Genomic DNA, 19,906 nt, shown 5'->3' on the forward strand with positions numbered 1-19,906 from the left:
CAGGGGGAGAAGGAAGAGGCAGCTACCGTCCCGGCCGACCTGTCTTGCCCGGCCGGCGCTTCTCTCGGCGGGCGTCGCCTGGATCCTCATACGAACCGATGCCGGCGCGCTGGCGAATGATTGGTTTGTCGTCGCGATCCTTCGCGCCCCCTTCTGCCCTGCCGGGCATCTCCCCCGGTTGGGGGGAGATTGGCTGCGGCTTGGCGGGCAGCTTTCCTTCGACCGGCTTTTCCGTGCGCCGCACGGTCATCTCGTCGAGCGAGTTCTTCTTGAACAGCGGCTTGGTGGCTTCGCCCGGAATGCCGAAGTCGGAGCCGTGTGCCTCGGACGCCGATTGTTTCTTGAACAGCGAGCGCGATACAGCACCCGCCGGCGTCGGCATATCGGTGCCGGGGCCCATGTCGTCGATCGAGGGTTTGGCAAACAGCGGCTTCTTCACCGGGACAGCGCCGTCGGCGCCCATCTCGTCGAGATCAGGCTTGCGGAAGAGGTTGGGCCGGGCAGCCTTGGCCGCCTCTTCGGCGGCACGCGCTTCCTCGAATTTGCGGAAACGCTCCTGTTCCTCCGCCGTACGATGTTTGGCCACGCCCTTGTTGTGCTTGCCCTTTTCGCGGCCCGAGGCGGGACTTTGGCCTTCCACCTCGCGCGCCAGCGGATCGTCGGAAATCGACAGTTCCATCTCGCGCAGCCGCTTGATTTCGTCGCGGATGCGGGCTGCCTTCTCGAAATCGAGGTTGGCGGCGGCGTCGCGCATCTGCTTGTCCATGGCGTCGAGATGGGCCTTGAGATTGTTGCCCATCATGGCGCCGGCGCTGTCGGTGAACTGCGAGATGTCGGCGCGGACGTGGTCCTTCTCGTAGACCGAATCCAGAATGTCGGAGATGCGCGACTTGACCGATTCGGGCGTGATGCCGTTGGCCGCGTTCCATTCCATCTGCTTTTCGCGGCGGCGGTTGGTTTCGGCCATCGCCCTTTCCATCGAGCCGGTGACCTGGTCGGCGTAGAGAATGACCTTGCCGTCGACATTGCGGGCAGCGCGGCCGATGGTCTGGATGAGAGAGGTTTCCGAACGCAGGAACCCTTCCTTGTCGGCATCGAGGATGGCGACGAAGCCGCATTCGGGAATGTCGAGGCCCTCGCGCAGAAGGTTGATGCCGACCAGCACGTCGAAGGCGCCGAGGCGCAAATCGCGTAGGATCTCGATGCGTTCCAGCGTATCGATGTCGGAATGCATGTAGCGCACGCGGACGCCCTGCTCATGCAGGTATTCGGTCAGGTCCTCGGCCATGCGCTTGGTCAGCACGGTGACCAGCGTGCGGTAGCCGGCGTTGGTGGTCTCGCGGATCTCGCCGACGACATCGTCGACCTGGCTTTTGGCCGGACGCACTTCGACCGGCGGGTCGATGAGGCCGGTCGGGCGGATGACCTGCTCGGCGAAGACGCCGCCGGCCTGCTCCATCTCCCAGCCGCCCGGCGTTGCCGAGACCGCGACGGACAGCGGGCGCATGGCGTCCCATTCCTCGAAGCGCAGCGGCCGGTTGTCCATGCAGGACGGCAGGCGGAAGCCGTATTCGGCCAGCGTCGCCTTGCGCCTGAAGTCGCCTCGATACATGCCGCCGATCTGCGGAACGGTGACGTGGCTTTCGTCGATGAAGACCAGCGCATTGTCGGGAATGTATTCGAACAAGGTCGGCGGCGGATCGCCGGGCTGGCGGCCGGTGAGATAGCGCGAATAGTTCTCGATGCCGGCGCAGGAGCCTGTGGCTTCCAGCATTTCGAGGTCGAAGCGGCAGCGCTGTTCCAGCCGCTGCGCTTCCAGCAGGCGGCCGGCGCGTTCCAGTTCCACCAGGCGCTGCTTGAGTTCTTCCTTGATCGACTTGATCGCCTGGTTCAGCGTTGGGCGCGGCGTCACATAGTGCGAATTGGCGTAGATCTTGACGCTTTTCAGCTCGCCGGTCTTCTGGCCGGTCAACGGGTCGAACTCGGTGATCTGCTCGATCTCGTCGCCGAACATCGAGATGCGCCAGGCGCGGTCTTCCAGGTGGGCCGGGAAGATCTCGATCGTGTCGCCACGCACACGGAACGAGCCGCGGACGAAGTTGATGTCCTGGCGCTTGTATTGCTGGGCGACGAGGTCGGCGAGCAGCGCGCGCTGGTCGAGCCGGTCGCCGATCTGCATCTGGAAGGTCATTGCCGTATAGGTCTCGACCGAGCCGATACCGTAGATGCAGGACACCGAGGCGACGATGATGACGTCGTCGCGCTCGAGCAGCGAGCGCGTCGCCGAATGGCGCATGCGGTCGATCTGCTCGTTGATCGAGGACTCCTTCTCGATGAAGGTGTCGGTGCGCGGGACGTAGGCTTCCGGCTGGTAATAGTCGTAGTAGGAGACGAAATACTCCACCGCGTTGTCGGGAAAGAATTTCTTGAACTCGGAATAGAGCTGCGCGGCAAGCGTCTTGTTCGGCGCCAGGATCAAAGCCGGGCGCTGCGTCTCCTCGATCACCTTGGCCATGGTGAAGGTCTTGCCGGAGCCGGTGACGCCGAGCAGCACCTGGGTGCGGTCGTTGTTCTCGACGCCTTCGACAAGGTCCTTGATGGCGGTCGGCTGGTCGCCGGCCGGCTCGAAATCGGACACCATCTTGATGGCGATGCCACCTTCGGATTTTTCCGGTCGGGCAGGGCGGTGCGGTGTCCACAGCACGCCGTCCTTGTGCAGCGGATTGCCGGATTCGATCAATGCGGAGAGGGCGGCCACCGTCGCGGTGACGCCGCTCGAGGTCATCGTCTCGGCCTCTTCCAGCGAGACGTCGAGGCCGGCGACGGGATTGAGGCCGGCGGCGGTGCGCTCGCGGGCGGTGGCCGCGCCGCCCATCGAGGTGCCGCGCGCCGTGCGTCCCGGGGCGGCGGAGCGCTCGGGTATCTTCTTCGACGGTTTCGGCGATTTGCCGCCGTCGCCCTTGCCGGTCTGGCGCCCTTCTTTCTCCGCCTCCTGCTCTATCTGCTCGGCCCAGTCGGCGATCGAACCGGTCAGCGGCGTGCCCGACAGCTCGGGTTGCGGCATCTCGGCGAAGCCGCCTTTGTGCAGCGGTTCGGAGGCGTCGAGGAAATCGGTCAGCGGACTGCGCCGCTTGGGCGCGGCGCGGTCGTCATTCGCCGTCGGCGGCGTTTTCTTGTCGGGGGATCTGGCCATGTCCCGAATATGGGAGGTCTTGGCCAAAATGGAAAGAGTGGGATGGGGCGGGGCACGCCGCCAGACGCGGCTCCTGACAGAAGGCTGTCAGGAGGAGAAAGCCACGGCCCGTGCCTGTCCGACGCCGATCAGGCGCCGCTTCCGTTGGATGCTACCCGCGTCGCCGATCCGTTCAGGCGCGGCACGACGACCAGGCGCTTGATCTTGCCCTTCTTGTAGGCGGCGAGGAAGCGCGCATAGTCCTTGAAGGCAACGCAGCCGCTGGACTGTCCGTAGCGGCCGCGAAGCAGGTAGCTATGGGCCAGGAAGCCGTCGCGATTGTATTTGTTGCGGCCATCGACCGGGGTGAGGCGCAACGCCTCGACACCGTGAAAGCGCGCCTCGCGCAGCGACAGATTGTAGGTGTTGGGCGGCGTCGGTCCACGGTTCTTCTGGTTGACATAGCGCGGCTGGTCCGTCATGGCGCCGACGCCCGAATGCGCTTCGAGCCTCTCGCCGTCCGGCATGTAAACCATGCCGGCGCTGATGTCATAGACTGCAACGCCGTGTCCGGCACCGCTTCCGGCGCTCGGCCCGTTGAACAGGTTTCTGAACGCCTGGCCAAGGCCGCCCGAAGGCGTGTCCGGCTTGGCATAGGCCAGCACGTCGCCGCCTTGGCGGCCTTGCCTGGCCTGTTGGGCCGGCTTTGCCTGGGGAGCCGGCTTCTGCTGCGCGATCTTGGGCTGTGGAGCCGGCTTGTCCTGCTCCACGGCCTTGTCCTGTTCCACCACCTTGGGCTGCTGCGGCCCGTCATATTGCGGCCGGCGGGTCGGCAGCGGCACGTCGTCGGTGAGCGCGTCCGGCAGCGAGGCGGCGTCGCCGGGCTGCGCCTTTTGGGTCTCGACAGGCGCGACCGCGACATCGGCCGAGGCGCCGGTCATCGGCAGCGGCGAGGCGAAGGCTTCGTCCTCGACCGGCATCGACTGGACGAGAGCGAGCGCCAGCTGCGCGTTGTCAGGTGTCTCCGGCTGGGCAAAACCCGTCGGCGCAGGCGCGGTCTGCACGACAACGGAGCCGGTGCCGGCTCGGGCGAAGCGTTCCGCCGCGGGCGGTGGAATGTCGTCCGACAGGCTGGCCACGACCTGGACGGACGGCACCAGCGACGCCTGGGTAATCTGGGCCCCGATGCTGGAAATCACCGGGCGGGCGTCGGCCGTGGCGACAGGTTTGCCGGCGCCGGCAAAGGCAGCCGCGAGCTTGGTCGGCGACAGCGATGCTTCCATGCGTTCGAAGCGCTCCTGCGCCTTCGACTTCAAGACCGCCGGCTTTGCCGATGCCACGAGGCGTGCGGATTTCTCCGCGTGGGGGCTCACCCTGGCCAGCTTGAAACAGCTGGCGCCGCATTGCACGGCATGATCATGCAGGGCTTCTGCGCCGCCATGGGCATTGGCCAACACGAACGGCGCCGAGGATGTCAGGAAATGTTGTTTCAGCGGATCGGCCAGCGCCAGCGAGCCCGGCATGGACAGCGTCTGCGGCAGGCCGCCCGACGTCGCCGACAGCGAGGCGCCGACCGAACTGAGGCCGGCCATGGTGCCGATCAGCCAAAGGCCCACGGCAGCGCTGACGCCGGGCACGGCGACCCAGCGGACGATCCGTTCAGGGGTGAAGGATGAGGAACGTGGAGCGTCGCAGGCATTCTCGCCCTCCCAACGCGTGTCCCCGACAATGTTTCTACTCAAGAACGCCATGCCACCAATCTTGCTCCAATCGGCTCCCACGTCCGCGGCTGTGATAGCCGCGACGACCATTCTGTGAGTGATCCCAGGTGGTCCCCGACGCGTTTTCCGCGCCTGTCGTTAGTTGCCGATTGCTTCAAAATATGGACAAAGTTGGTTAACCAATCCCTCTCAAAACCAACAGAGAGACGTGGACTTTGTGCCGAAAAAGGCTTGTCCACGACCATGCACGCGGTATTGCAGCCCTTCCAATCCTGTTTTGCTGCCCGTTTTTGTCCGGCAAGTCAAGCAAAACAGCCCTCGCTAATTTGTGCGGGTGGCTGTTCGGCCGGTCATGCCACGATGGCGGGCGCTCGTTGCGTGGCGTCGGGAAGGCCTTGGGCACCGTCAAAAACTGTTGCCCGCCTGCCACAAATTCTTGGCCCGGACGGCTGTCTCGCGACGGCCATTGACTCGTTTTGGGAGCCGGTGCACTCCGTTCAAGTGCTTGGTTTGGAGTGGCAAAGGCCACTTTGGAGGCTTTTCCATGAAGCGTCGGGACTTCTTGGCGCTGTCGGCGGGTGCTGCGGCGTTTTCCATTCTTCCGGCCACCGTCAGGGCCAATGTACCGGTGCCCTACGACCGCAACGTACCGGTGCCCTACGACCGCAACGCCGAAGTGCCGTTCAAGGACAAAAAGTCGTTCATCGACTGGATGGTGGCCAATCGCGGCGAGGATCCGAAGTTCCTGGCCGAGCGGTTCGATCGCTTCCAGATCATGGTCTACAACAAGGACGTGCTGGACGACCGCAACAAGCGCGCCTTCCTCCTGACGCCTCGCGAAGAATTCGTGCTGCCCCAGAATCTGGGCCGCGCCTACGACCATGCCTTCCTCGACATCGGCTATGGCGTGACCATTTCGGGTCCGCACCTGGTCGGGCGCATGACGACATCCATAGACGTGCAGTTCGGCGAAGCCGTGCTCGAGGTCGGCACCGGCTCGGGCTACCAGTCGGCGTATCTCGCCAACCTCACCGACAAGGTGCACACGATAGAGATCATCAACCCGCTGGCGCAGCGCACCCGCCGCACCTACGACGCGCTGATCGAGCGCGGCTACAGCGAGTTCGGCTCGGTCACCAGCCGCAACGCCGACGGTTATTATGGCTGGGAAAGCGTCGGCCCGTTCGACAAGATCATCGTCACCTGCGGCATCGACCACATCCCGCCATCGCTGCTGCAGCAGCTCAAGCCGAATGGCGTGATGGTCATTCCGGTCGGTCCGCCGGGCGCCCAGCACGTGCTCAAGGTGATCAAGCAGCAGCTTGCCGACGGCACCTTCAACATCGTCCGCTCGGACATCTACAATGGCAAGGTGGTACCGTTCGTGCCGTTCACGAAGCTCGAAGGCGACCAGATCGTCGGCACGCACAACGCCTGAGCATTGCCGCATCAAGGGACCTGAATGGCAGCCGTCATATCGAATTCCCGCCCGGCTCTTCCTTCCCTGAAGGCCGTTCCTCCGCTCGAGGCGCCTCGGCTCGCGCACTATCTCGCGGTCGGGCTGATCGCCGGAGCCATCATCGCATTGCAGATAGCGGTGATGCGGGTGTTCGCCGTCGGCAGCTGGTCGCATTTCGGCTCGCTGGTGGTCAGCCTCGCCATGCTCGGCTTCTCGCTGTCCAGCGTCGTCATCTTCGCCGGCAAGGGCTGGTTCGACCGCCACTGGCAAGGTGCGGCCACCGCCGCCTTGCTGCTGATCGGCCCGCTTGCCGTCGGCTCCAACCTCGTCGCCCAGACGGTGCCGTTCAACGCCATCTTCCTGGTCTCCGACCCCGAACAGAAATGGCGGCTGCTGGCCAATTTCCTGCTCTATCTCCTGCCCTTCCTGGCCGGTGCGTTCTTTCTCGGCATCGTCTTCCTGAAGAGCCGCACCGCCTTCGGCCGCGTCTATTTCGCCGATCTCACCGGTTCGGGTCTCGCCGGCCTCGTCGTGCTGGTGTCGATGTATCTGTTTTCGCCGGAAATCATCATCGTCGTGCCGCTGCTGTTGTGGGCCGCCGGTTCGCTGCTGTGGTTCGCCGCTTTCGGCGCCTGGAAGAGCGTCGTTGCCGGCGTGGTCGTGGCAGTGCTGTCGATATCGGGCTACCTGATGCTGCCCGGCCTGCTCGGCATACAAGACATCGCGGTGTCGCAATACAAGGGCGTCGCCTACGCCCGCAACTTCCCGGACGGCAAGCGCATCTACCGCAGCGTCTCGCCGTTCGGCGACCTGCAGGTCTATGCCAGCTCCTACATGCATTTCGCGCCGGGCCTGAGCGACAACGCAGCCTTCGGCATGCCCGAGGTGCCGGCCAACACCTATGTCGGCATGTATCGCGACGGCGACGGGCCGGAAGGCATCATGCGCAACCTGGCGCCGGCGGAGCAGGTTTATTTCCGCTACCTGCCGATGCACTATCCCTATGTCATCAAGGACAAGCCGAAAACCTTCGTCGTGCAGTTCGGCGGCGGCATCTCCACGCAGGCCGCGCTCAATGCCGGATCGACCTCGGTGACCGTCGCCGAGAGCAACCCGATGACGTTGCGGGCGTTCCGCGATCCGGTGCTCAGGGATGTCACCGGCGATATCCTGGCCGAGCCGCGGCTCAAGGTGATCGACTATGACGGCCGCCTGTTCCTCGCCAACACCGCCGAGCGCTACGACGTCATCGACCTCAGCCTCGCCGACAGTGTCGGCCTGTCCAATCCAGGCGGTTTCGCCATCTCGGAGAAGTACGCCTACACGCACGAGGCGATGCTGAGCTACATGCACGCGCTGGCCGATGGCGGCGTGCTGTCGGTGACCTTGTGGAACAAGGAAGAGCCGCCGAAATCGGTGCTGAAGCTCTATGCGACCATCGCCGAAGCGGCCAGGACATTCGATCCGCAGGGCGCGGCCAATGACGTCTTCGCGGTGTCGAGCTATCTCTCGACGACGACGGTGCTGTTCAAGCGCGGCGGCTTCACCGAGACCGAAATCAAGACGCTGCGCGACTACACCAAGTCGATGTCCTGGGAGGAAGTCTATTATCCGGGCATGGTCTATGATGGGGCCGGTGCGCAAAAGGTGCTCGATGATTACCGCGCCTCGATCTTCGGCAGCGGACAGGACGCGACGCTGACGCAGCCCGCCGCCGATGCGACCGCACCCGCCGACCCAACCGCACCGGCAAACCCGGATTGCGACCCGACGGCGCCTGCCGATCCGACGCTCGACGCCTGTGCGGGCGCCGGCGGCGATGCCGGTCCGCAGGTGCTGCCGGCGACGGAACTGCAGCGCATGACATGGCATGCGCTTTTGACCGGCGGCTGGGAAAAGCTCGCCGGCGATTATGTCTTCGACGCGCGTGCGCTCAGCAACGACCAGCCATATTTCGCCGCCTATGTGAAGGTCGCCGACCTGCCGCGCACGCTGGACCGGCTCGACCTGTTCCAGGACGATTGGGGTTATCTCTTGATCTGGGCGACGCTCGGCATCGCCTGCCTCACGGCGGCGTCGCTGGTGCTTTTGCCGGTCATCTTCGGCTGGCGCATCGTGTTCTCGCGCTCGCGCGGCAAGCTCGGCACTATCCTCTATTTCGCTTGCCTCGGCCTCGGCTATATCATGGTCGAGGTCGGGCTGATCAGCCGCTTCACCGTCGCGCTCGCCAATCCGACGGTGTCGGCTTCGGTGCTGATCTCGTCGATGCTGGTGTTTTCCGGCCTGGGCAGCTTGTTTGCGGAGCGCATCTTCGACCGCGCCAGGACGCTGCTGCCGGTGGTGCTGCTGGCCGTCTGCGTGCTGCTGCTCGCTTACGGTTTCTATTTGTCACCGGTGCTCGACCGGATCGGCGCCTATCCCTATGCGGCGCGGCTGCTGCTCTGCTTCCTTTTGGTGTCGCCGCCGGCCTTCCTGATGGGCATGCCGATGGCCACCGCCATGACCTGGCTGGCGCGGCTCGGCAAGGAGCATCTGTTCGTGTGGGCGTGGGGCATCAATGGCTGCTTCTCGGTGATCGGCTCGGCCGCGGTGCCGATCGTCGCCACCAGTTTCGGTCTCAGCGCCGTGCTGCAATGGGCCGCGATCGCATATCTCGTCGCCATCCCGGCGTTCTTTGCCGTGCTGTTGCCCTCGAAGGCGCCGGCTGTCCGGTTGGTGACGGCCTGATGGTCGGCCGGCGCGCCGTCGTCGCCGCATTGCTGGCCACGGCAGCGTTTCCGATGGCAAGCCAGGGCGCGCGCTTGCACAAGGCGATATCCACCATCGTGCCGTTCAAGGCGTCACCCTTTCCCTATCGCGGAAAATTGCCCGACGGCTCGGGGCCGTTTCTGGACGTGACCGCCAACGGCCGGCATGGCCACACCTCGCCGCGCGGCGGCATCTATTGGGAAGACGAGACCTATTCCGACCGCTCGACGCTGCTGGCGATACCGCGGAGGTTCGACCCGGCTAGGCCGGCGGTGATCGTGGTGTTCTTCCACGGCAATGGCGCCACCTTGCAGCGCGACGTGGTCGGCCGCCAGCGGGTCGTCGCACAGGTTGAGGCGTCCGGCCTCAACGCCGTGCTGGTGGCGCCGCAGTTCGCCAGCAATGCGCTGGATTCCAGCGCCGGCAATTTCTGGACGCCGGGCTATTTTGCTGGGTTCATGGCCGAGGCGGCGCAGGAGCTGGCCAAGCTGACCGGCGCCAAGGCGACGACATTCGAGGCCATGCCGGTGGTGCTGGTCGCCTATAGCGGCGGCTACAACCCGGCCGCCTTCGTGCTTGGGAATGGTGACATCGGCGGTCGCTTGCTCGGCGTCATCCTGCTCGACGCGGTGTTCGACGAGGCCGACATTTTCGCCAACTGGATCACGCATCACCGCAAGAGTTTTTTCGTCAGCGCCTATGGCCGGTCCTCGGCCGCCGGCAATGCGGAGATCCGGCAGTTGCTGGCCAGCCAGGGCATCAACGCCAGTTCCGATCCGCCGCGCCGGCTCGAAGCTGGCGCCATCGCCTTCCTCGCCTCGGATGCCGCCCACGATACGTTCGTCACCCGCGCCTTCGTCAACAACCCGCTGCAGTGGCTCCTTGCCAGGCTGCACGGATTTCCACGTTAGTTGAACCACAGCGCGAACGTCAAAAACCCGCCGCCGCCGAACTCGCGCTGGATCTGGTCGAAATCCTCGCTGGTCAGGATCTTGCCGCTTTCGAGATAGGGCGCGATGCCCGGGCCGGTGATCGACAGCACGAGGTCGAAGGGCTTCGGCTCGTCGAAGAAGCGCTTCATGTTGATGCCTTTGCCGGCGATGCGGAAATGCGGCAGCAGCGCCCGGCCTTCGAGCAGGTCCTCGGCCATGGTCAAGGTGGCGAGCCATGCCTGCACCTGCTCCTCGCCGACTTCGAGACCGGTGAGCGGGTTCTCGCCCTTCTGCTGCGGGCCGGGCAGCCATTCGCGGTCATTGTCTTTCTCGGCGCGGATCGCCCTCCAGTCCTCGCGCGACAGGCGGATCATTTCGAGCAGCTCTTGGCGTGCGGCCTTGCGGCGCTCCGGCTCGACCACTGGCCAGTTGATCATATGCACCATCGAGATGAAATCGGCGATGCGCCATTCCGAGGAGAAGATGCTCGAGCCCATCTCGCTGGGCGGGGGCACGAGAATATCCTGCAGCGGCAGCTTGGCGCGCGGGAACAGCATGTGGAAGGAGCCGTCGAAGGTGCCCTTGAAATCATGCGCCAGCCAGAAATCGGCCTGCGCCATCAGGAACTCGGCATAGCCCTGGAGCCAGTAACCGTCGGCGCGGTCGAAGCGGAAGGTCAGCGTGGGTGCGGCGTCGCCCTGTGAAACGCCGCCGTGCGACAGCGCGGCCATGATGGCCGCCATGCTTTCATCAGGCGCGATCGTGCCGTCCTCGTTGAGGTCGATGCCGACATGGGTAAGGTCGATGACCATGCCGATATCGGCCTCGGCGGGGACCGAGCCCAATGTAGCGGCGGATTTTGCCAGGCGGTCGCGGAAGGCGAGCAGGATGGCGCGGAATTGTTCGTAGGTCAGCGGCTCGGGATTGGGATTGGTCGGCACCGGCAGCTGCATCAGCGGCAGCATGAAGGATTGCGGGCTCTCGAAGCCATGGCGGTGCAGACCGGCGGCGAGCAACTCAAGTGCTGTGAAGAATTCGCCGGCGCCGGCGGCATAGGCCGATGCCGGGTCTTTCGGAGCGGCGGCCTCCAGCGTCGACAGGGCGCTGTCGCGCGCGGCCACGGTCTTGGCCTCGAACAGCGCGGTTGCCGCTTCGGGCACGGCGGCGCTGGCGGAAGACAAGCTGGCGAAGGATAAGGGGAGAAGCACCATGAAGGCGGATGCCAGCAGGCCTGCTGTTCGTGTCATTCTTTCCCTCCCAGGTAGCGTTGCGGGCGACCATACACGAATGTCGGCCTCCGCGCTTCAACCTGTCCGGCGGACGGTCTACACAGGGCAAACGATTGGGCTTTGCGTGTCGAACTATCCGCTCTCCTACAAGCTGTCCTGGCTGCCGCGTTTCCTGAAGCCGTCGCTCGGCGGCGATGCAAACGGGTTTGCGCCTGCGGCTGCAACGTTGATGGACCCCCCGCCGAAGCGGACGGTGCGGCTCGCCTTCATCGGCGACATCTCGGCGGTGGCCAATCGCAGCGCGCCGGACTGCGACCCCGCGATCAAGGCGCTGCTAGGTGCCGCCGATCTGGTGATCGGCAATTGCGAAAGCCCTGTCGTGGACAGGCCAAGTGCCGTTCTGGGCACCAAGCTCGGCACGCATCATGCGATGAGCGAGCGATTTCTGGCCGAGGCGCTGTCTTCGGTCGGGATCGCGCGCGAAAAACTGGTGCTGTCGCTGGCCAACAATCATGTGCTCGACCAGGGCGTCGCCGGCTTCGACGATACGGTGGCGGCGCTGAAGCGGCTCGGTATCCGCACCATCGGCCTGGCGGCCAATGGCCCGGTGCAGTCCGTCAAAGCCGGATCGCTGACCGTCGGCCTTGCCGCCTTCACGCTGTGGCGCAATGCGGGCGAAGACCTGTCCGCCGGCCGCGTGTCAATGGGCAGCGACCCGACAGGCTGGCCGCGTGACGGCTGCGATCTCCTCTGCGCCGTGCCGCATTGGGACTGGGAGTTCCGCCACTTTCCACGCGCCGAAACGCGAGCGCTTGCCATGCGCCTGACCGGGCAGGGCGTCGGCCTGATCGCCGGTCATCACGCCCATGTCGTGCAGCCGGTGGAGCGGATCGGTGAGACGGTCGTCGCCTATGGACTTGGCGATTTCCTCGGCACCGCCCTTGCCCACCAGCCATGGCCGGGGCGCATTGGCGGGATTTTCGTCGTCGATGTCAGCGCCGATGCCGGGACGCGTGGGATGGTTGCATCGTATAGGCTGCATCCCTTTGCGCGGCTGCGGAGCGGAGATCATGAGCGGCTGGTGCCGGTGGAGGGGTTGGAGGGGGCGATGAGGGAAAGGGTCGAACGGCGGCTGGGCGTGATCTTCCCTTCTCCCCTTGTGGGAGAAGGTGGCCGCGAAGCGGCCGGATGAGGGGTGCTCCAGGGAACACCAACGTCTCACTCCGCTGGAACACCCCTTCATCCGTCTCGGCGCTGACGCGCCGATCCACCTTCTCCCACAAGGGGAGAAGGAGAAGTGCCATCCGTCTGGCGTCGCTCCAACAAAACCAGCTATCATGCCAGCATAGCTTGCGGGGTTGGCGATGGAAACAGCGGATTTCATGCCTGGTGAGGCGGCCACCGCCGCCATCCGGAAAGACATCGAGAGCTATGAGGCGGCGCGGGCCTCGGTGGCGCGGCAGGTGCGCTGGCGGGTGCCGATGTTCGTCGGCCTGGTGGTGGTCGCCGTGGTGGTGCTCACCTGGCTGTTCAACAAGGTCGCCGACCCAAACGAGCAGTGGTTCTCGCCGCCGCATGTGTTCCTCTATGCCGTCGGCTTGGCGGCTTCGATCCTGCTCTACTTCCAGGCCATGAAGCCCGCCGCCCGGCTGCAGCAATCGTTCCGCCAAACGCTGCTGCCCATCATCTTCGGCTTCATCCGCGATGTGCGCTACCAGCATGGCGGCAGGCCGAATTCCTTCGACCGGCTGCCGCGCGAGGCGGTCGGGCCGTTCAACCGGCAAGCGTTCGACGATGTCGTTTCGGGCCGCTACGAGGAGTTTCCGTTCGAGCTCTACGAAGCGGAATTGCGGGAAGGGACGGGCAAGGGCTCATCGACGGCCTTCAAAGGCGTCATCGTCGCCTTCGAGGCCATCGAGCCGTTCCCGGGAATCCTGGTGGCGACGCGGCGCACCAACGCGGTCATCGGCTTTTTCCGCGGCATGTTCACGGCCAGGATGCAGGAGCTGTCGTCGGGTGAGCCCCTGCTCGACGCGGCTTACGAATTCCGCACCGACAATGTCGAGGCGGCGCGGCCGCTGGTGACCGGCCGGCTGGCGCAGGCGCTGAAATGGCTCGGCGAAACCTGGCCGGACGATCCGGCCCGCGTCGCGCTCAATGGCGGCGACGGTTTCCTGCTGTTGCCGCAAGCGAAGAACTTCTTCGAGCTGCCGGACATTTCGGTGCCGCTCGATTACACCAGGCACGTCGCGCCGATGATATCGGATATGGGCGCCATGCTGGCCACGGCAGCGCTGGTGCGCAAGATCGGCGCAAAGGACGCGGCGGGTTAGCCGAGCTTGGCCGTCAGCAATCGAAGCCGTGTTTGTCGCGCATGGTGTCCACCTCTTCCTTCGACATTTTCTTGAACATCACGCAGACGGTGAAGCTGCCGACCTGCCGTCCATCGCGGGTATAGCCCCAATCTGAAATATCGTCCCGGGTGAATTCGATGTTCTGGCCGAGGACGACGTTGCGCACTTGTTCCGGCTGGTTCGCCAATATGCCGACAAAGCCGGTTTCGGTGCGCCGGAACGGGATGACCCAGAAGTGCTCGGTGACGTTGCCGTCGCGCACCTTGACCTTCAATTTGAACCTCTCCGTGCCGGAGGGAGGAGCCTCGGCCAAGGCCAGGAATTCATCGAGGCTGGTGAGCGCCTGCGCGGTCGCGGCGGCCATTTCGGGGTCGTCCTTGGTAAAGATAATCGTCTTGTCGTCACCCCGGTCCACGTCCTGCGCACAGGCGGATCCAGGCCCAAGCGCCAGCATCAGCGATATTATGGTCCGGAATACAAACTTCATGGAATGACGTCCCCCTCTGGCTGCCTATACTCTCCTGCATTCGTTTCGAATTTGCAACCATAGCGCGTATCCCCGGTGTCGCCGCTATGGTTTTTGCCGAACAGCCGCGCTATCCCTTGGCCAACGGGGGATATTCATGGCCGAGCACCAAAAAGGGTTTCGCCTGTCGCGGCGACTGCTGCTGGGTGCGGCGGTGCTCGGCGGCGCGGTGCTGTGGGGCGGAACCACCATGGCGCGGCTTGCGCGCGGGCCCTCCGGGCCGAAGAATGCCGGCCGCATCGCAGATGTCGACGGCATTGCCCTGCCGCTGAAGCCGCTCGGGAACGCACCGGTCTTCGATCCCGCGCTGCCCTGGTCGGCCAAGGGCGGCGACATCAACGATGCCAGCGGCCTGTCGAGGACGCCCGTTTATGGCGTGGTCGAGGTCGGCGAGGAGGATCATATCGCAAGGGCGTTGGCCTTCGCCCGCGCCAACGGCCTGAAAGTCTCGCTAGCCGCAATCCGTCACTCGATGGGCGGTCACGCCTTCGACGACAACGCGCTGGTGCTCGACCTCAGTAAATTCAACAAGGTGACCGTCGACGCGGCGGCCAAGACCATGACGGTGCAGCCGGGCGCGCGCTGGCACGATATCCAGAACATGCTGCATCCGCGCTTCGCGGTGAAGTCTATGCAGTCGACCGACATCTTCTCCGTCGGCGGTTCGCTGTCCGTCAACGCGCATGGCATGGACCACCAGGCGGGCTCGGTTGCCGGTTCGATCCGCTCGATGCGGGTGATGCTGGCCGACGGGTCGGTGACCACCTGCTCTCCGAGCGAGAACAGCGAGCTGTTCCGCCATGTCGTCGGCGGCTACGGCCTGTTCGGCGTGGTGCTGGAGGCGACGCTCGATATCGTCGACAACGCCGTCTACCGGACCTCGCGCGAAATCATCAAATCCGACGACTTTCCGAAATTCTTTGCCGAGGTGCTGGAGCCGAACAGGGGGATCGGCCTGTTTTACGGCCATCTGTCGACGGCGCCGGGCAATTTCCTCGAGGACATGATCGTCTATCGCTACGACAAGGTGGCCGAGCAGCCGCCGGCCGATCAGCCCGAGATCGGCGAGCCGGAGGGTGTCGGGCTGAAGCGGGTGATCATGAACCTGGCCAAGAAGGGCAGCCTGTTCCAGGAGCTGAAATGGTTCACGGAAAAGACGCTGGAGCCGAAATTCGAGAGCTGCACGGTGGCGCGCACGGCTGCAATGGCGCAGGGCGAGGCCTGCCTCGTCACCCGCAACAACCCGATGCACGATTCGGTGCCCTATCTCTTCAACGATTTGATGGATGAGACCGACATCCTGCACGAATATTTCATTCCGCGCGCGGCGTATAATCCATTCATCACCGAGACCCGCGAGATCCTGCGCAACCAGGACCTGCCGGTGCTCAACGCCTCGGTGCGCATCGTCCACAAGGAGGATTTGGCGCTGACCTATGCGCCGGGGCCGGCCTATTCGCTGGTGCTCTACATCAACCAGCCGACCGATGCGGACGGCAACGCGAGAATGCGGGCGCTGACGCGGGCGCTTATCGACGTGACGATCCGGCATGGCGGGCGGTTCTTCCTGCCCTACCAGCTGCACTACACGGCCAGGGAGTTGCTGGCGTCCTACCCCGAGCTGCCGGCCTTCCTGGCGGCAAAGCGGCAATATGACCCGGCGGAACTGTTTTCCTCGACCTTCTACCGCGCCATCAAGGCGCTGAGCGGGGTGGCGTAGGCCAGGTAGAAGGCGCCGTAGAGCGCGGCGTTCGAGCCTACAACCCCGTCGGCATCAGGCCGGTCAGCCAGTTCACCGAGCGTTTGGCCGCGTCCGCGGTCACTGATGCGGCGCGGCCGAGATCGGTCTTGACCACGGCGTAGCCGTTCTTGGTGCGGTAGAGCACGCCGGTGCCGCCATCGACCACCTGCTCATAGGCGACAGGCCGGGCGGCGGCCGCTTCCAGGGCCGTGGTCGGCGAGCCGACCGGAACGCTCGGCCGATGGCTGAGCTCGGGCGGCAGCGGGCTTTGGGTTTTGACGATCCTGCTGGCGGGCTTCAGTTCCGGGCGGGAGGCGGTGGCCGCCAGTTGCGAGGAGGACGACGAACCCTTCGTGCGGCAGATGCCGGAGACGAGCGGATAGTTGAAATTGCGCTCATGCAGGATCTGGCTCTTCATCGCGGATTCGCACTCGGCGATGGTCGACCACTTGGCCGGCGTCTCGCCGATATATTCGCACAGCTTGGCGTCGCAGTCGCAGCCGACGATGGTCATGGCGACAAGGGCGGTCTTGATCACGGTCTTGTCCCTTCGAGATGCCCCCCGGCAGCCGGTTCAGGTGCATGTCACGGTCCCAAACCGGTTTCCGCTTTGGGCAACATGGAAGCGTTCCATCGCGCGCGAACAAGGCGGGATTTGGCCGCGATTGTGGATTGAGCGTGGCGTGGTGTCCGAAAGATCAACCGGGTGTCGATTCTGCAACATCGATGCGGTTCCCGTCGCCCCGGCCGCCGTCCCCTGTCAGTAGTCGTAGACGTGTTCGAGTTTCGCGCCGGCCTTGATCAGTGACGGCAGCACAAGGTGCAGCTTGCGCACGGCGACGACCATGCCGGTGCGGCGCGTCGAGGGATCGGCCGGCAGCGGGTAGCTGAACAGGATGCGCATGCCTTCGGGAACGGCGATCGCATCCGTCGACAGCGTGGTGACCATGATCTCGTCATTGCCGCCGATCTCGACGAAGGAGACGCCCTTGTCGATCAGGCGCGGGATCATATCGGTGAACACCTGATAGCGCTTGGTGACGAAGACGGTGCCGTCAATGCCGTAGTCACGTTCCAGCAAGGTGTCTGGCTCATTGCGTGTCGCTTCGCCGACCGGCCCCTTGGCCCAGACGTGGATGTCGAGCAAGGCCGGATCGGAGGTCGCGGCAAGCGCCTTGGTGATCAGGTCGGCATAGCCCTGCTTGATGGTGTCGGCGAGACCGAAGGCGAGCTTGCGTTCGCTGGTGCGGATAGAACTGTCGCCCGGTGCCGGCTGCACGGCAAACAGGCCGGCGCGCTTCTGCGCATAGGGGAACCGGTACCACGGCACCTGGTCGAGGAAAGCGGCGTACTCGGCCGCCACCTTGGCCTGGTAGATGTCGGCGGCGGTGCGCTTGGCCGTCGTCGCCTCTGTGATGCGGCCGACCGTGTTCTCATAGGCCCATTGCAAAATGTGCTCGATCGAGTGGCTGGTGCCGATGATGACCAGCATCTGGTGGTTGGCATAGTTGAACTTGTAGGCAGAACCGGCGCGGATCACCATGGCGTAGTCCTGCCAGAAGCGGCCGACATAAGACCAGTAGGGGAAGCCGCTCGGCTGGTCCTTGGCGACGAAGCCGGCATATTCGCGCGCGGCATAGACGATCGCCCATTCCGGGTAGGTGAGGAAGGTCGATTCCTCCGGCCGCTGGTAGCCTGGGATCTCAGTGCGGACCTTGTCGGCCAGCGCCTTGGGCGGTGCACCGTCGGCGATACCGGGCAATGGCGTCTTGTCGAGTGATGGCGTCGTCAGGAAGCCATAGGCCAGCCCGACGATCGGGATCAGGATGACGATGACGACCAGCCAGAGGATCGTCTTGACGATGCGCTTCAGCCAGCGGAACAGGAACATGGCTGGTCAGGCCGTGGCGAAGTGGTCGTAAATGCGCTTCGACAGCCAGAAGCCGACATAGACGGCGAAGCCGCCAATGACGAGGTGTGGCAGGTTGGCGAAGAAGCGGGCGGGGAATTCGATGTCGTTGAGGGAGCGGAAACCGTTGATGAAGATGCCGGCATCGAGGCAGCCGGAGCCGGTGATCAGCCCGAGCACACCGTCGAACAGATAGACCGAGCCGAACAGCCTGAAATAGAACACCGCCTGGCGGTGCGAGATGAAGGCGGCGGCCAGCGCCCAGACGCCGGAGAAGGCGTGCAGCAGGTCGTCGTACCATTGCAGCGAGAACAGGCCGAACAGATTGCCGTTTGCATCGTTGAAGGCCGGTATGTAGCCGATGGCGACGACGCCGAAGAACAGGAAAGCATAGGCAACGGCAAGCTTCTGGATCAGCGTCATGAAGTATCCCCACTTCTGCGAGTCCATTTTGCAGATGGACTCCGACGCTGGGATACTAACCGATTTTAGCGCGCGGTGAAGCGGCGCCCGCAAGATCATCGGCAAAGGATGTCGAAGAGGCGAAAAGACAGTCGGCGCCGGGATTTCTCCCAGCGCCTCCCTGTCAGATCAGAACACGGTCGCGGCAGCAACTTCCGTAAAGTCGTCGCGCCATGCCGGCCTTGATTTTGACGGTCCTGCCAGAAGCCACCCAGAGGCAGCATCCGTTCCAGACCACGCCGGTCTCCACCCTTGCGAGCTTTGCCCTGCGTGCCATCGAAGGTTTTTGCCGTCCTTCATGGCAGCATCGGTCCGCCGTCGGCGTTGGCACGCTTTCCGCGGCCCCGTAGGTCTCGGCTTCCGTCCCTCGCACAGGCAAGCCTGTTCTCGGTCCGGGCCGTACGGGCCTCAGGAAATCCGCCTTTCACTTTCGCCTTTCGGCTTGATGATCGGTAGCCGCCTGAGATGGGTTAAACTTACGCCGGGTAAGGGTTTTGGGGAATGGCCATGGACCTGTGGATAGCGGGATTATCGGGGACCGACGCCAAAAGCCCAGGAGTTTCAAGCTCCAACGCCTTAGACAGCCTGCCCCGCGCTTTTCGGAAGCCGTAGCCGAGCGCCCCTTGCTCTGCCGGCGCGCGCGGGCTTCAATGTCGGCAAAGGATCGGGGACACAGGCCCGGCGACGGGGAGGGCGAGTATTTGAAAGTCGGGGTGGTGCTCAATCCGATTGCCGGCGGCGGCCGGCTGAAACGGCATTGGCCTCAAGTCGCCGCCTCGCTGAAGAAGCACTTCGGCGATTTCGAACTGCGCGAGACGCAGGCCGAGGGCGACGCCGAACGCTTGGCAATCGACCTTGCCGCCAGCGGTTTCGACCTGGTGATCGCAGCCGGTGGCGACGGTACGGCGAGCGAGGTGGCCGATGGCCTGCTGCAGGCGGCCGAGGAAGGCGGCCGCACAACCGAGCTTGGTCTGCTGCCATGCGGCACCGGCATCGATTTCGCGCGCGGGCTCGGCCTGCCGAAGCAAGTGGATGCGGCGCTGAAGCGGATCGCCGAAGTGAAGGGGCGCAAGGTCGATGCAGGGCGTATCGGCTATGTCGACGACCATGGCGCGCTGGCCAGCCGCCATTTCATCAACATCGCCAGTCTTGGCCTGTCCGGCGTCACCGATCGCGCCGTCAATGCCGACAAGCGCAAGGGCAAGATGTCGGCCAAGGCGCTGTTCCTGTGGCGCACCGTGGTCGAGTTCATCCGCTACCGCTTCCAGGATGTCAGGATCACCGTCGACGACGCCGCGCCGGTCGAGGCGCACATGGCGCTGGTGGCGGTGGCCAACGGCAGATTCTTCGGCGGCGGCATGATGATCGCGCCGGATGCCGAACTGACCGATGGCCAGTTCGACATCGTCATCCTGCGCGCGGCGGGCAAGCTAAAGCTGATCTGGGACATCCGCCTGCTCTATGGCGGCAGGCACCGCAACCATCCGGCCATCACCATCCTGCGCGGCAAGAAAGTGGTTGTCGAACCGCTCGGCGATGGGACAGAAAACAACGCGCTGGTCGACATAGACGGCGAGTCGCCCGGGCGCATACCGGCGACTTTCGAGATGCTGCCGGGCGCGCTGACGCTCAGATATTGAATCAAGGCGCTGC

Annotated in this window: 14 protein-coding genes; 7 read left to right on the plus strand and 7 right to left on the minus strand. The window is 64.5% G+C overall.

What is annotated here, in order from left to right; translation table 11 throughout:
• Positions 1-22 precede the first annotated feature (22 nt).
• Complete coding sequence (gene uvrB, locus MESOP_RS11600) at positions 23-3,193, minus strand: excinuclease ABC subunit UvrB (protein WP_013893526.1); 3,171 nt, start codon at positions 3,191-3,193, stop codon at positions 23-25.
• A 128-nt stretch (positions 3,194-3,321) separates the two neighbouring features.
• On the minus strand, positions 3,322-4,923 hold the full coding sequence (locus tag MESOP_RS11605; RefSeq protein ID WP_041164626.1) for a DUF2778 domain-containing protein: 1,602 nt from the start codon (positions 4,921-4,923) through the stop codon (positions 3,322-3,324).
• A gap of 514 nt (positions 4,924-5,437) precedes the next feature.
• Here MESOP_RS11605 and MESOP_RS11610 point away from each other — a divergent pair.
• Genes MESOP_RS11610 through MESOP_RS11620 form a run of 3 tightly spaced genes read left to right on the plus strand, consistent with a single transcriptional unit; the run spans position 5,438 to position 10,011 of the window.
• Positions 5,438-6,331, plus strand: a complete 894-nt coding sequence (locus MESOP_RS11610) for a protein-L-isoaspartate O-methyltransferase family protein (RefSeq protein WP_013893528.1) — start codon at positions 5,438-5,440, stop codon at positions 6,329-6,331.
• A 24-nt stretch (positions 6,332-6,355) separates the two neighbouring features.
• Complete coding sequence (locus MESOP_RS11615) at positions 6,356-9,079, plus strand: spermidine synthase family protein (protein ID WP_013893529.1); 2,724 nt, start codon at positions 6,356-6,358, stop codon at positions 9,077-9,079.
• Positions 9,079-10,011 carry a hypothetical protein gene (locus MESOP_RS11620; protein WP_013893530.1) on the plus strand — a complete coding sequence of 311 codons (933 nt, stop codon included), beginning with the start codon at positions 9,079-9,081 and terminating at the stop codon, positions 10,009-10,011. The genes MESOP_RS11615 and MESOP_RS11620 overlap by 1 nt, the downstream gene beginning before the upstream one ends.
• Here MESOP_RS11620 and MESOP_RS11625 read toward each other — a convergent pair.
• Positions 10,008-11,279 (minus strand): hypothetical protein, encoded by a 1,272-nt coding sequence (locus MESOP_RS11625; protein WP_013893531.1) that lies wholly within the window; start codon positions 11,277-11,279, stop codon positions 10,008-10,010. The genes MESOP_RS11620 and MESOP_RS11625 overlap by 4 nt on opposite strands.
• 106 nt (positions 11,280-11,385) lie before the next feature.
• On the opposite strand from MESOP_RS11625, the gene MESOP_RS11630 reads away from it, so the two are divergent.
• Positions 11,386-12,453 (plus strand): CapA family protein, encoded by a 1,068-nt coding sequence (locus MESOP_RS11630; RefSeq protein WP_041164096.1) that lies wholly within the window; start codon positions 11,386-11,388, stop codon positions 12,451-12,453.
• A gap of 172 nt (positions 12,454-12,625) precedes the next feature.
• The gene (locus MESOP_RS11635) at positions 12,626-13,594 is read left to right on the plus strand and encodes a DUF3137 domain-containing protein (RefSeq protein WP_013893533.1); all 969 of its coding nucleotides are present in this window, start codon (positions 12,626-12,628) and stop codon (positions 13,592-13,594) included.
• Positions 13,595-13,607: 13 nt separating this feature from the next.
• On the opposite strand, the gene MESOP_RS11640 is transcribed toward MESOP_RS11635, so the two are convergent.
• On the minus strand, positions 13,608-14,102 hold the full coding sequence (locus MESOP_RS11640) for a YegJ family protein (RefSeq protein ID WP_013893534.1): 495 nt from the start codon (positions 14,100-14,102) through the stop codon (positions 13,608-13,610).
• A gap of 136 nt (positions 14,103-14,238) precedes the next feature.
• Here MESOP_RS11640 and MESOP_RS11645 point away from each other — a divergent pair, with 136 nt between their 5' ends.
• Complete coding sequence (locus MESOP_RS11645; RefSeq protein ID WP_013893535.1) at positions 14,239-15,861, plus strand: FAD-binding oxidoreductase; 1,623 nt, start codon at positions 14,239-14,241, stop codon at positions 15,859-15,861.
• A gap of 37 nt (positions 15,862-15,898) precedes the next feature.
• Here MESOP_RS11645 and MESOP_RS11650 read toward each other — a convergent pair whose 3' ends face one another.
• From MESOP_RS11650 to MESOP_RS11660, 3 genes are all read right to left on the minus strand, one after another.
• Complete coding sequence (locus MESOP_RS11650; RefSeq protein WP_013893536.1) at positions 15,899-16,420, minus strand: hypothetical protein; 522 nt, start codon at positions 16,418-16,420, stop codon at positions 15,899-15,901.
• A 222-nt stretch (positions 16,421-16,642) separates the two neighbouring features.
• On the minus strand, positions 16,643-17,773 hold the full coding sequence (locus MESOP_RS11655; protein ID WP_013893537.1) for a hypothetical protein: 1,131 nt from the start codon (positions 17,771-17,773) through the stop codon (positions 16,643-16,645).
• A gap of 6 nt (positions 17,774-17,779) precedes the next feature.
• A complete protein-coding gene (locus MESOP_RS11660) occupies positions 17,780-18,214 on the minus strand; it encodes a DUF4383 domain-containing protein (protein WP_041164627.1) in 435 nt (144 codons plus the stop codon).
• A gap of 740 nt (positions 18,215-18,954) precedes the next feature.
• Between MESOP_RS11660 and MESOP_RS11665 the strand changes: the two genes are divergently transcribed.
• Positions 18,955-19,893: a diacylglycerol/lipid kinase family protein gene (locus tag MESOP_RS11665; protein WP_013893539.1), complete on the plus strand. Its 939-nt coding sequence runs from the start codon at positions 18,955-18,957 to the stop codon at positions 19,891-19,893.
• Positions 19,894-19,906: the final 13 nt, after the last annotated feature.

Source organism: Mesorhizobium opportunistum WSM2075 (genome assembly GCF_000176035.2).
GTDB classification, from domain to species: domain Bacteria; phylum Pseudomonadota; class Alphaproteobacteria; order Rhizobiales; family Rhizobiaceae; genus Mesorhizobium; species Mesorhizobium opportunistum.